Origin of the sequence: Pseudomonas sp. KCJK9016, from assembly GCF_046231795.1 — a bacterium.
In the GTDB taxonomy this organism is placed as follows: Bacteria; Pseudomonadota; Gammaproteobacteria; order Pseudomonadales; family Pseudomonadaceae; genus Aquipseudomonas; species Aquipseudomonas bananamidigenes.
The window spans coordinates 212,686-226,910 of record NZ_JBJJMM010000006.1 but is presented as its reverse complement, the minus strand read 5'-3'; the positions used below and the strand labels follow the sequence as shown (position 1 = coordinate 226,910).

Genomic DNA, 14,225 nt, shown 5'->3' with positions numbered 1-14,225 from the left:
AAACGCCCACGCAATGCGTGGGCGTTTTCGTTACTTCAAGCCAGCCAGAAATTTCAGCAGCGTGTCGGTCACGAACGGCGGATTCTCCAGATTGGAGATATGCCCCGCCTCCGGCACCAGCACGCACGGGCAGCCGATCAGTTCGGCCATTTCCTGTGCTTCCGACGGTGGACGGGGTTTGTCCTGATCACCGCAAACCACCAGAGTCCTCGACGCATTCAGCTCCCCCAGTCGCGGCAACAGATCGTCGCGGCCAAAGGTGATACGCCCCATCGGCACGATGCTTTCGCGCAAGCGTTCAGCAGAGTAACCCGCGAGTTTCGCTCGGAAATCCTGATACAGCGCCGAATCCCGGTCGATACCCGGGCGGAAGAAGATCGGCACAACGATGTCCAGCAACTGCTCGGAGATCCCGCCGCTTTCCTCGATCTGTTTGAACAGCGAGAAATAATACTGACGGGTCGGCTCCGGCTCGACGCCAACGTAGGTGTCCATCAGCACCAGAGCGTTGAGCCGCTGCGGCGCCGACAGTGCCAGGCGCACGCCCCACATACCGCCGACCGACAGGCCGACCAGCGTTACCCGGTCGATGTCCAGATGATCGAGCAAGGCCAGCGCCTGACGGGCGATGTCGTCCAGTGATGTGGTGTGTTCAGGCAAGCGCCCGGATTCACCGTGGCCCCACAGGTCCAGCGCAATCACCCGATAGTGCGGTGACAACGCGGCGATCTGCGGCATCCACATGGCCTGGTCCCACAGGTAGCTGCCGGCCAGCAACACCGCCGGCCCCGTGCCTTGATCAATGTAGTGAAGCGCCTGTCCGTCAACCGTGAAAAAAGGCATCGATAACCTCCGAGGCAAAGAAACTGGAGCCCGCAGACTGAGCGGGTCGGTCCTGGCAGTCAATGATATGAAAGGATTACAGAGCCCGACCCGCGACAACGGCTACAGAAACAGACAGGTTCTCCGTAGCCGTCTTCGCAAGGCGGGATCTGCGAGGTTTTACAGCCCCTCCAGCTCCGCCATCAGATCATTCAGGCGATCCACCTTCTCCTCGGTAATGTCGCTGGCCGTCAGCCCTTCGATGTACCCGGCCAGCTCCTCCACCGTGCTGCACTCGAACATCGCTCGCAGCGGCACATCCCGTTGCAGGGCTTTCTGCACCCGCGAAGCGATCTGCGTGGCGAGCAGCGAATGGCCGCCGAGCTCGAAGAAGTTGTCACGCACGCCGACCTTTTCCACCTTCAACACCTCGGCCCAGATATCGGCCAGGGTCTGCTCCAGCTCGCTGCGCGGCGCCAGATAATCCTGACTCTGCAACTGGCCGATCTCCAGCGCCGGCAAGGCCTTGCGGTCGAGTTTGCCGTTGGCGTTGAGCGGCAGCCGGTCGAGCCACAACCAGTGCAGCGGCACCATGTATTCCGGCAGCTCGGCGCGCAGGCGCTGCTTGATTCGTTCCAGGCGTTCGCTCTGACTCAGTGCGCCATCAGCGGCGACCAGGTAGCCGACCAGATGCTTGCCGTTGGCGCCTTCCTGCACGCCGACAGCGCCATCACGGACTTCCGGTTGCTCATGCAGACGCGCCTCGATTTCACCCAGTTCGATCCGGTAACCGCGAATTTTCACCTGATGGTCGACCCGACCGACGTACTCCAGCACGCCGTCACTGCGCCGGCGCGCCAGGTCGCCGGTGCGATACAGACGCTCGCCCGGCGCACCGAACGGATTCGGCACGAATACCGGTGCGGTGCGCAGCGGATCACTGACATAACCCCGACCGACACCGGTGCCCGCCACACATAACTCACCCACTGCACCCAACGGCACCAGGTCCAGCGCACCGTCGAGCAGGTACAGCAAGTTGTTGTCGGTCGGCGTACCGATCGGCAGGTAGCTGCCGCGAGTCGAGGCCAGGTCGACGCGGAAGAACGCCACGTCGTCCGAGCATTCCGCCGGGCCGTAGGCGTTGACCAGCCCGATGTCCGGATACCGCAGCAGCCACTGATGCGCCAGCTCCGGCGGCATGGCCTCACCGGTCGGCAACATCCAGCGCAGGCCATCGAGGCTCAGACGATCCGAAGCCAGCATGCCCTGAATCAGCGACGGCACACTTTCCAGCACGGTGATGCCCTGCTGCTGCACATGCACCAGCAAACCTTGCGGATCATGGGCGATGGTATTCGGCACGATATCCACCCGTGCTCCGAACAACGGCGCAGCGAGGAACTGCCAGACCGAAATGTCGAAGCTTTGCGAAGCGGTCTGGGCGATCACGTCGGCGTCGCTCAGGCCCAGGTAAGGCACCTTGCTCAACTGGTTGTTGAGCATGCCGCGCTGCTCGACCATCACGCCTTTGGGCAACCCGGTGGAGCCCGAGGTGTAGATCACGTAGGCCAGGTTGCCCGGGCCGCTGAAGATGCCCGGATTCGCCGACGACACCGCGCCCGCCTGAACGTCTTCCCACACCAGCAGGCGTGGGCGGTTCGCGCAGCTGAACTCATCCAGCAAGGTCATCGCCTGTTCACGGCAAGCTTCGCTGCACACCAACACCGGCGTGCGACTGAGCTCGATGATGCGTTGCAGGCGCTGACTCGGCAGGCCAGGATCCAGCGGCAGGTAACCGGCGCCGGCCTTGAAGCTGCCGATGATCATGCCCAGCAGATCCAGATTGCGCTCGCTCAGCAGCGCCACCGGTTGATCCATGTGCACACCTGCAGCAACCAATGCATGGCCGAGCCGGTTGGCGTTCTGGTTCAACTGCTCGTAGCTCAATTGCTGATCGAGGCAACTGGCGGCGACGCGTTGCGGATGTTGCGCCACCTGCGCTTCGAACAGTTCGACGTAGCTCTGCTCCAGCGGATAGTCGTGCTCGCTCTGGTTGCAGCCGTGGAGCAGGAAGTCCTGTTCCGCCTGGCCCAGCAGCGGCAGATCGGCCATGTCGCCATGGAAACCGTCCACCAGCGCCAGCAACAGACGCTTGAACTCACCGAGCATGCGCTCGATGGTCGACTCGTCGAAATAACGCTGGTCGTAGGACAGGTGCAAACCGAGGTCATCACCCGGATAGCAAACCGCTGTCAGCGGGAAGTTGGTGTGGGTACGGCCCGAGTCCGATGTCGCGTTGAGGCTCTGCGCCCGGTCCAGCACCGAGACTTCCACCGGGGCGTTCTCGAACACGAACAGGCTGTCGAACAGCGGCTGGCCTTTCGGCAGTTCGCTCTGTTCCTGGATGTTCACCAGCGGCAGGTATTCGTACTCGCGCAGCTGCATGTTGCTGTCGAGCAGAGCGCTCAGCCACTGACGTACACTGGTGCGCTGATCGTCCGCCGGGATCTGCACCCGCAGCGCGATGCTGTTGATGAACAGGCCGACGGTGCGTTGCATTTGCGGCATTTCCACCGGACGCCCGGCCACGGTCACGCCGAACAACACGTCGCGATCACCGCTCAGGCGTCGCAGCACCAGTGCCCACGCCGCCTGGGCGAAGGTGTTGATGGTCAGCTGATGGGCCTGGGCCAGTTCGCGCAGACGGGCACCGTCCTCGACATTCAATCGGGTGTAGCGATCGCCGACGATCATCCCGCCGCTTTCGCCGGCGTGTTCACGCAGGAACGGACGGTCGCTCGGGATCGGTGTGGTGCGCTCGAAGCCTTGCAGGTTCTGCCGCCACCACTCGCGCGCCTCAACCAGGCTCTGGCGTTGCAGCCAGCCGATGTAATCACGATAACGCGGCGGCACGGCCAATTGCGCTTCGCGACCTTCACCCAGAGCGGTGTAGATCTCGAAAAAGTCGTTCATCAGCAGCGAGCGGCACCAGGCATCGATCAGGATGTGGTGGTTGCTCATCATGAACCAGTAACGGGCCGCGCCGACCTTGATCAGGCGCAGGTGGAACGGTGCCTGATTGAGCAGATCGAACCCGGCTTCGCGCTCGGCCTTGAGCAGTGCCTGCAGCTTCGGCTCCTGCTCGGCTTCGGCGATGGCGCTCCAGTCCAGGTAATCGACCGGCGTGCGACCCGGCGTATGAATCACTTGCAGCATGTCTTCGCCGACGTTCCAGCAGAACGATGCACGCAGCGCTTCATGACGGGCGACCACAGCCTGCCAGGCCTGGGCGAAACGCTCGGGGTCGAGTTCGCTGTTGATGCGATAGCGATCCTGCATGTAGTACAGACCGGTGCCCGGTTCGAGCAAGGTGTGCAGCAGCATGCCTTCCTGCATCGGCGTCAGCGGGTACACGTCTTCGATGTGCGCCGCCGGCACCGGCAGTGCGTCGAGCTGCGCCTGGGTCAGCTTCGCCAGCGGGAAATCCGACGGCGTCAGGCCACCGGCCTCGTCCTGCAGGCAATGTTCGATCAGGCTCTGCAACTCGCCGACATAGGCATCGGCCAGTTCGTGGATGGTCTGCGCGTCATAGCGTTCGGCGCTGAAGGTCCAGCGCAGGATCAACTCACCGCCGTACACCTGACTGTCGACGCTCAGCTCGTTCGGCAACGGTGCCTGCGGATCGTGGGCCGCACCGACCGGCTTGTCCAGCGGACGGAACAATGCGTCGTTGCCGAAACTCTGGTCGAACTGGCCGAGGTAGTTGAAGGTGATCGGCGCATTCGGCAATGCCGCCATGCTCTGACGACTGACGTCATCGGCCAGATAACGCAGCACGCCATAACCGAGGCCTTTGTGCGGAACCGCTCGCAGTTGCTCCTTGATCGCCTTGATCGAAGCGCCCTGCCCGGCGGCTTCTTCGATGTTGTGCGGGGTCAGGCGCAGCGGATAAGCGCTGGTGAACCAGCCGACGGTGCGAGTCAGGTCGATTTCGTCGAACAGGGTTTCGCGGCCGTGGCCTTCCAGTTGAATCAACGCCGATGGCTGGCCGCTCCAGCGGCACAGCACGCGGGCCAGTGCAGTCAGCAACAGGTCGTTGACCTGCGTGCGATAAGCGCTCGGTGCCTGTTGCAGCAGTTGCTTCGTCCGTTCGGCATCCAGACGCACGCTGACCGTTTGCGCGTGACGATTCTCGCGACCACCCTCAGGACGTTCGCATGGCAAATCGGCAGTCGGGCCAGCCAGTTGCGCCTGCCACCAGCTCAGTTCTTCACGCAGGGATTCGCTGCCGGCGTAAGCCTGCAAGCGCGCCGCCCAGTCCTTGAAGGCACTGGTTTTCGCCGGCAGTTGCACCGACTGATCAGTATCGAGCTGGCGATACACGTTTTGCAGATCGTCGAGCAACACGCGCCACGACACACCGTCAACCACCAGGTGATGAATCGCGATGAACAACCGTTGCTGACCTTCCGGCCCCTCGATCAGCAAGGCACGCAACAACGGCCCCTGCTCCAGATCGAGGCTGCGCTGGGCATCGGCGTACAGCGCGGTACACGCATCCATCGACGGCACCCGAACCTGCCACAGCACCGCAACATCGGAGACCGGTTGATGTGCCGCTTGCCATGCGCCGTTGACCTCGGTGAAGCGCAGACGCAGGGCGTCATGCTGCTCGATCACCGCCAGCAATGCTTGCTCCAGACGATGCGGTTCCAGCGGCGCAGCAGGTTCAAGCAGTAACGCCTGGTTCCAGTGCTGACGCTGGGGAATCTCGGTGTCGAAGAACCAGTGCTGGATGGGCGTCAGACGCGATTCACCGGTCACCAGACCTTGTTCGGCGGTCACGGTTTCTGTACGACTGGCGACAGCGGCCAACGTCTGCACCGTCTGATGCTGGAACAGATCACGGGGGCTGAAATGAATGCCCTGCTGCCGGGCGCGGCTGACCACTTGAATCGACAGGATCGAGTCGCCGCCCAGTTCGAAGAAGTTGTCGTTGAGACCGACCTGCCCGACGTTGAGCACTTCGCACCAGATCTGCGCCAGGGTCTGCTCCAGCTCGTTGCTCGGGGCCACGTAGTCCTGACGGTTCAGCTCCGGGTCCGGTGCCGGCAACGCGCGGCGGTCGAGCTTGCCGTTGGCGGTCAGCGGCATGCTCGCCAGCAGGATCAGATGCGTCGGCACCATGTAGTCCGGCAATTGCGTCTTGAGGTACGCCTTGAGGGCTTCGCGCAGTCCGGCTTGCTCGGCTTCGCTTCGCTCGGCGATGTCGGTCACCAGGTAGCCGACCAATTGCTTGCCGCTCGGCGCATCCAGCGCCAATACCACCGCTTCGCGGATCGAGTCGTGATCGAGCAGACGGGATTCGATTTCGCCCAGTTCGATCCGGAAACCACGGATCTTCACCTGGTGGTCGATCCGCCCCAGGTATTCCACCAGACCGTCGGCACGCTGGCGTACCAGATCGCCGGTGCGGTACATGCGCCCGCCATCGGCGGCAAACGGGTCGGCAACGAAACGTTCGGCGGTGATGCCCGCACGCTCGTGATACCCCTGGGCCAGACCCGCGCCGCCGACGAACAGTTCGCCGGTCGCGCCTTGTGGCACCAGCGCCAGGTCGGCATCAAGAATATAGGCCACACGATCACCGATCACGCTGCCGATCGGCACACTGCCGGCGTCCTCCTCTAATACTTCCGGCGCCAGACTGGCCAGCGGCATGACCACGGTTTCGGTCGGACCGTAGGCATTGAAGAACAGGCTCGGTTTGAACGCCGCACGAATCCGTTGCAGGTGTTCGCCGGTCAGCGCTTCGCCACCGGTGATGATCATGCGCACCGGCAGAACGTCGTCTTGCGTCGCGAGGAACTGCGCCAACTGGCTGCCGTAACTCGGGGTGAAACCGAGAACATTGATGCGATGTTCGCGGATCAGGCCGCAGATCTCTTGCGCGTCCCACTGTCCCTGCGCACGCAGCACCACTTGCGCGCCGCTGAGCAACGGCACCAGCAGACGTTCGGTGGCGGCGTCGAAGTTGATCGAGTAGAAGTGCAGCTCGCAGTCGTCCGGGCGCATGCCGAAACGCTCGATCACGGCCTGACAGTGCATGGCGATTTCACCGTGTGACACCACCACGCCTTTCGGCTTGCCGGTGGAACCCGAGGTGTAGATCAGGTACGCCTGATGTTGCGGCAGGCTGATGAACGGAAGTTCGCTGGCCGGGTAATCGGCCAGAGCGGCGCTGTCATCCTCCAGGCACCAGCGCGCCACGTTCGACGGGAGTTCGCCGAGGGCCTTGAACATCGCCCGGTCGCTGAGCAGCAGCCCAACGCGGCTGTCTTCGATCATGTAATGCAGACGGTCGAGCGGGTATTCCGGGTCCAGCGGCACATAGGCACCGCCGGCCTTGAGGATCGCCAACAGGCCGACGACCATTTCCAGCGAACGCTCCAGCGCCAGGCCGACCCGCACTTGTGGGCCGACACCGCGCTCACGCAGAGCCCAGGCCAGACGATTGGCACGTGCGTCGAGTTCGGCGTAGCTCAGGGTCTGCCCGGCGAAGGTCAGGGCCGGTGCGTCTTTGCGCGCCAGTGCCTGCTCGGCGAACAGATGATGGATGCATTGATCGAGACGACGCTCGCCCGGCTCGACGCCGAGGCTGTCGAGCAATTGTTGCTGCTCTGGTGCGTCGAGCAGCGGCAGTTCGCTGAGGCGTTGCTGTGGATCGGCGATCAGCGCTTCCAGCAGGTTGCGCCAATGTCGGGCCATGCGCGCAATCGTCGGTTCATCGAACAGGTCGGTGCTGTACGTCAGGCAGCACCCGAGGCGATGGTCGAGGTCGGTGACTTCCAGGTTGAGGTCGAACTTGGTCGCCCGCGCATCGTTGACCAGATACTCGACAGTCATCCCGGCGAGCATGCGGCTCTGCTGGAATTCCCAGCGCTGCACGTTGCACATCACCTGGAACAGCGGGTTGTACGCCGCGCTGCGCGGCGGCTGCAGCGCCTCCACCAGATGGTCGAACGGCAGGTCCTGATGGGACTGGCCTTCGATCACGGTGTGGCGCACCTGCTCGAACAACTCGCCCACCGACATCTGGCCGTCGAGCTGACAACGCAGCACCTGGGTGTTGAGGAACGCCCCGATCAGGCCTTCACTTTCCGGACGGATGCGGTTGGCCACCGGCGCGCCAATGCGCAGATCGGTCTGGCCGCTGTAACGATAGAGCAAGGTCGCGAGTGCAGCGGTCATGGTCATGAACAGGGTCAGACCGTTCTGCGCGTTGAACGCCCGGACCCGTGCGGCGAGATCATCACTCAAGTCGAAACGGAACAGCTCACCCTGATGGCTTTGCACCGGCGGACGCGGACGGTCGCCCGGCAGTTCCAGCAATGGATGTTCGCGACCCAGCTGCGTGGTCCAGTAGTCGAGCTGACGTTGACGCTCGCCGGATTCCAGCCAATGGCGCTGCCACACGCTGTAATCGAGGTACTGCACCGGCAGCGGCTCCAGCGGCGAATCGCGGTCATCGATAAACGCTTCGTACAACGCGCTGAGTTCCCGGGCGAAAATGTCCATCGCCCAGCCTTCTGTGACGATGTGGTGCAGGGTCAGGACGAAGTAATGCTCCTTTTCCGCCGTCTTGACCAAGCAAGCGCGCAGAAGCGGGCCGGTTTCCAGATCGAACGGCAGGTGCGCTTCGTCGTCGGCCAGTTGCTGGACTTTCTGCTCGCGCACCTCGGCGGCGAATTTCGAAAAATCCTTCCAGTCCATACGCACCCCGGTCTCGGTATGCACCTGCTGACGGGCCACGCCATCGACACTCGGGAACGTGGTGCGCAGGGTTTCGTGACGCAGGATCAAGGCTTGCAGCGCCGACTCGAAACGCTCCACATCCAGCACGCCCCGCAGGCGCGCCATGCCGCCGACGTTGTACGCCGGGCTGTCCGGCTCCATTTGCCAGAGGAACCACATGCGCTGCTGGGAATAGGACAGCGGCACCGGTTTGCTGCGATCGACCTTGTCGATCGGCGGCTGTTTGTTGGTGCGACCGCTGGCCTGGATCTGACAGATCTGTTCGGCGAAATCACCCAGTTCGCTGTGTTCGAACAAGGCGCGCAGCGGTAGCTCGACGTCGCAGGCCTGACGGGTGCGAGAGATGATTTGCGTGGCCAGCAGCGAGTGACCGCCGAGGGCGAAGAAGTCGTCGCGCAGGCCGACCTGTTTCAGGCCCAGCACTTCACGCCAGATCGCGGCGATCTGCTGCTCCAGCTCGGTGACCGGTTCGACGTGTTCGCGCACCTGCCATTGCGGCTCGGGCAAGGCGCGGCGGTCGAGTTTGCCGCTCGGGCTCAGGGGCATAGCGTCCAGGCGCATCAGTTGTGCCGGGACCATGTATTCCGGCAGCTCGGCAGCCAGTGCGGTTTTCAGGCGAGCAATTTGTATGTCCTGATCTTCGCTGGTATCGGTGGCAGTGAAGTAGCCGATCAGTTGCGGGCCGGCGACGGTTTCACGCACCAGCACGGCGGCCTGAGCGACACCGTCCTGAGCCAGCAGTCGCGCTTCGATCTCTTGCGGCTCGACGCGGAAGCCGCGCAGTTTCACTTGCTGATCGAGACGGCCGAGGTATTCGATCACGCCATCGTTCGTCCAGCGTGCATGGTCACCAGTGCGATACAAACGCGCGCCCTGCTCGCCCAGCGGATCGACCACAAAACGTTCGGCGGTCAGCGCCGGGCGACCGAGGTAACCACGAGCCAGGCCGATGCCGCTGATGCACAGTTCACCCGGCACACCGGCCGGCACCGGATTCAGCTCACTGTCGAGCACGCGGCAGACCACGTTGCCCAGCGGACGGCCAATCGGCGAACACTCGCCATCGGCCACGCTGCAATGCCAGTGGGTGACGTTGATCGCGGTTTCGGTCGGGCCGTAGCGGTTATGCAGTTGCACCGCCGGCAGTTGCGCCAGCACGCGGTTGCGCAGTTCCGACGGCAGCGCTTCACCACCGGAGAACACGCGACGCAGACTGGTGCACTCCGCACTCAATGGTTCGTCGATGAACAGCGAAAGCAGCGGCGGCACAAAGTGCAGCGTGGTCACGCCGTATTGCTGAACCAACTGCGCGATGCGATGCGGATCGCGGTGTTCACCGGGGCCGGCGATCAACAGGCGCGCGCCGGTGATCAGCGGCCAGAAGCACTCCCACACCGACACGTCGAAACTGATCGGCGCCTTCTGCATCAACACGTCGGTGTCGTTCAGGCGATAGGTGTTCTGCATCCATTGCAGACGTTCGGCCAGCGCCGCATGAGTGTTGCCGACCCCTTTCGGCTGACCGGTGGAACCAGAGGTGTAAATCACGTAGGCGAGGTTGTCGCCGTGCAGGTGCAGGCCCGGTGCCTGGCTCGGCCAGTTTTCCAGGTGCAGGGTGTCCATGGCGATCACACTGACGCCTTCGCTGACCGGCAAGCGGTCAAGTAATGCCGTCTGGGTCAGCAGCAGTTCGACGCCGCTGTCGCCGAGCATGTAGGCCAGACGCTCGGCCGGGTAATCCGGGTCGAGCGGCACGTAGGCGCCACCAGCCTTGATGATCGCCAACAGGCCGATCAGCAATTGCGGCGAACGCTCGGCAGCGATGGCCACGCACACGTCCGGGCCGACACCTTTGTCGCGCAGGTAATGGGCCAGACGGTTGGCCTGAGCATGCAGTTCAGCGAAGTCGAGACTGCCGCCGTCCCATACCACTGCGGTGCGATCAGGCGTCTGCCGCGCTTGTTCATTCAGCAGCTCCGGCAACCATTGTTGCGCCGGGGTGCACGGGGCGATGCTCCACGCACTTTGCTGAGTGTGCTCGGTGGCGGTCAGCAGCGGCAGATCACCGATGGCCTGCTCCGGACGTTCGCAGACAGCGCGCAACAGATTACTGAAATGCTCGGCCAGCCGCTCGATGGTCGCGGCGTCGAACAATTCGTCGGCGTAGTCGAAGGACAGCGTCAGGCGACCGTTGCGGTCTTCTTCACTGTGCAGTTGCAGATCGAACTTGGCCTCGCGGCTGTGCCACGGCAATTCTTCGGCGAGCAGGCCCGGCAGGCGCTTGAGCGCACTCAAGTCGCGTTGCTGGTGGTTGAACATGACCTGAAACAGACCCTGTTCGCGGGCCTGCGGGAAGGCTTCAAGCAGTTGTTCGAACGGCAAATCTTGATTGGCCTGAGCATCGAGCGCCGCCTGACGGGTTTGCGCCAGCAGCCCGGTGAACGAAAGACGTGAGTCAACCTCGGCGCGCAGCACCTGAGTGTTGATGAAGAAACCGATCAGGCCCAGGGTTTCCAGGCGCGGACGGTTGGCGTTCGGCACGCCGATACGGATATCGCGCTGACCGCTGTAACGGTGTAGCAAGCTCTGGAAGGCCGAGAGCAACAGCATGAACGGCGTGGACTGGCAAGCCTGGGCGGTCTGGCGTATTGAATCGCTGAGGCTGATGCCCAGCCGGAGGCTGTGACGTGCGGCACTGTGTTTTTGCCTGGCGGAACGCGGATGGTCAGTCGCCAGTTCCAGTGTCGGATGCTCATCACCCAACTGCGCTTTCCAGTACGCCAGTTGCCGCTCGCCCTCGCCCTGCGCCAGCCACTGGCGCTGCCAGCTGCCGTAGTCGGCGTACTGGGTCGGCAGCGGCGCCAGTTCGGCGCGCTGGCCTTGGGAAGCGGCGGCGTACAGGCGCGAGAACTCGTCAATCAGCACGTTCAGCGACCAGCCGTCGGCAATGATGTGGTGCATGGTCACCAGCAACTGGTGATCTTCGTCATCGAGGCGAACCAACGTCACCCACAGCAACGGGCCTTTCTCCAGATCGAACCGGGTGAGGGCTTCGTCTTCGCGGATCTGTTGTGCGCGGGCTTCACGTTCGCAGGCCGGCAGGTCGCTGATGTCGATCAATCGCAAATTGAACTCGCCTGCGGCTTCGACCTGTTGCAAGGCCACGCCATCGCGTTCGAAGAAGCGCGTGCGCAGAGACTCGTGGCGCTCGATCAGTTGCTGGAAACTGGCGCGCAGTGCGTCTTCGTCCAGTTCGCCACGCAGGCGCAAGGCACCGGGAATGTTGTAGGCACTGCTGTGCGGATCGAGTTGCCAGGTGATCCACAGGCGGTTTTGCGCCAGCGATTGCGGCAGTGCTTCGGTGCGCGACAACGCGGTGATTTCACCCTGGGCGCTGCCGCCGTCCTGTTGCTGCTGCGCCACGGCTGCGGCGAACGCGGACAGGGTCGGGGCTTCGAACAGCAGGCGCAGATTCAGCTCCAGGCTCAGTGCTTCGCGCACCCTGGCGATCACTTGAGCGGCAGCAATCGAGTTGCCGCCAAGCAGGAAGAAGTGGTCGTCGGCGTTGACCTGTTTGACGTTCAACTGCTCGGCCCAGATTCTGCCGATCAATGCTTCCAGTTCGGAGGCGGACGCGGTCGACTCGCAGGTTTCAGCGGTGGCCGACGGGAACACCGCGTAGCTGTCGAGGCTGCCGTCGGCCAGGCGATTGCGGCAGGCCGAACGTTGCAGCTTGCCGCTGGAAGTTTTCGGCAGTGCGCCTGGATTCAGCAGCACGACCACGCTCGGCGCTTCCTGGTAAGCCTCGGCCACGGCCTGGCGAATCGCCTTGATCAGCGCTTCGGGCGGAAGGATTTTCTGCACGCTGCGGCTGATTTCCGCCGCGATGCCGATGCCTTCTTCGCCGTTCTGATTGACCGCGAATGCTGCGACGCGGCCCTTGCGCACCACCTCGACTTCGTTCTCGACCGTTTTCTCGATGTCCTGCGGATAGAGGTTGTGACCGCGCACGATCAGCATGTCTTTCAAGCGACCGGTGATGAACAGTTCGCCGTCGCGAATGAAGCCCAGGTCACCGGTGCGCAGCCAAGTCTGGCCGGCGTGCTGGACGAAGGTTTTGGCCGTCGCCTCAGGGTTGCGCCAGTAGCCGTGGGCGATGCTCGGGCCGGTGGCCCAGACTTCACCGACGGCGTTGTCGGCCAGTTGTTCAAGCGTGCCCGGCTCGACGATCAGCACCGCATGCTCCGGCTGGCTGATGCCGCAGCTCATGATCGGACTGCCCTCGCCCGGCTCGGCGCGGTTCTGCGCCAGGGCCTGATCGTCCACACGTAGCGCCGGAATGCCGGTGCCACGCGGTGTGCCGGCGACGAACAGGGTCGCTTCGGCCAGACCGTAGGACGCCATGAAACTGCTTTCGCTGAAACCGCACGCGGTGAATTTTTCGGCGAAGCGTTCGAGGGTGTCGAGACGGATCGGCTCCGAGCCGGAATAGGCCACGCGCCAGCGGCTCAGGTCGAGACGCTCCAGCGCTGACTCACTGACCCGCTCGCTGCACAGTCGATAGGCAAAGTCCGGGCCGCCGCTGATGGTGCCGCCGTATTGGCTGATCGCTTCGAGCCAGCGCAACGGCCGGCCGAGAAAGTACGCCGGCGACATCAGGATGCACGGCACACCGCTGAAGATCGGTTGCAGCAGGCCACCGATCAGGCCCATGTCGTGGTACAGCGGCAGCCAGCTGACGATCACGTCGTCCGGGTTCACGTCGATACCGAAGCCGTGACGGATCAACAGTTCGTTGGCCACCAGATTGCCGTGGCTGACTTGCACGCCCTTGGGCAGCGCAGTGGAACCGGAGGTGTATTGCAGGAAAGCGATGTGGTCTGGCGGCAAGGTCGGTTCGACCCAGCGCTCGGCCAACGCAGCGTCGAGGGTGTCGACGCACAACAGCGGCGGCGCGCTTTCGATTTGCTGCAGGGCGTCGCGCAGATCGGCGCTGGTCAGCAACAGCCGCGGTTCGGCGTCGGCAATGATCGACAGCAGACGCTCCTGATGGTGACGCTTGGCCGACTCCGGCGGATAGGCCGGCACCGCGATCACGCCCGCGTACAGGCAACCGAAGAACGCCGCGACGTAATCCGGACCACTGGGAAACAGCAGCACGGCGCGATCACCGAAAACGGCCTCGGCCTGCAAGGCAGCGGCGATGGTGCGGGCACGCTGATCGAGTTCGCGATAACTGAGCACCACAGCCTGCTCCTCGTTTTCCGCGAGAAAACGCAGGGCCAGCCGGTCCGGTGTCAGGGCCGCACGGCGCTGTAGGGCTTGGACCAGGGTGCTGGGGAGTTCGAACGCGTCGGTCATGAGGTTTCCTGCCTGAATTCGGCTTGCTGGTGGAATCGGTTGGCTGCGGCATGCCCGTGCAAGGCATGCGGGACACGGTCTTCGCCGACCGTGCAAGGCATTGGAATGCGGCTGGTCCGGGGCTGCGCACCCGGAACCATTCACCAATGAGAACGGATGACGTCTTGAAATAATTAGTCGGCAGGCTGGATAGCCAACGGGGCTTGGCGAATGGGCGCATGCGG

Annotated in this window: 2 protein-coding genes; both read right to left on the bottom strand. The window is 63.4% G+C overall.

Annotated features, from left to right (window positions below):
- Positions 1 to 30: 30 nt before the first annotated feature.
- Positions 31 to 843, bottom strand: coding sequence for an alpha/beta fold hydrolase (locus ACK6BI_RS08150; protein ID WP_409316646.1), 813 nt, complete (start codon positions 841 to 843; stop codon positions 31 to 33).
- A 159-nt stretch (positions 844 to 1,002) separates the two neighbouring features.
- Positions 1,003 to 14,001, bottom strand: coding sequence for a non-ribosomal peptide synthetase (locus tag ACK6BI_RS08145; protein WP_409316645.1), 12,999 nt, complete (start codon positions 13,999 to 14,001; stop codon positions 1,003 to 1,005).
- Positions 14,002 to 14,225 lie beyond the last annotated feature (224 nt).

Bases quoted from the DNA above. Each gene is read 5' to 3' on its own strand.
- ACK6BI_RS08145 (WP_409316645.1), bottom strand. From the start codon at position 14,001: ATGACCGACGCGTTCGAACTCCCCAGCACCCTGGTCCAAGCCCTACAG.
- ACK6BI_RS08150 (WP_409316646.1), bottom strand. From the start codon at position 843: ATGCCTTTTTTCACGGTTGACGGACAGGCGCTTCACTACATTGATCAA.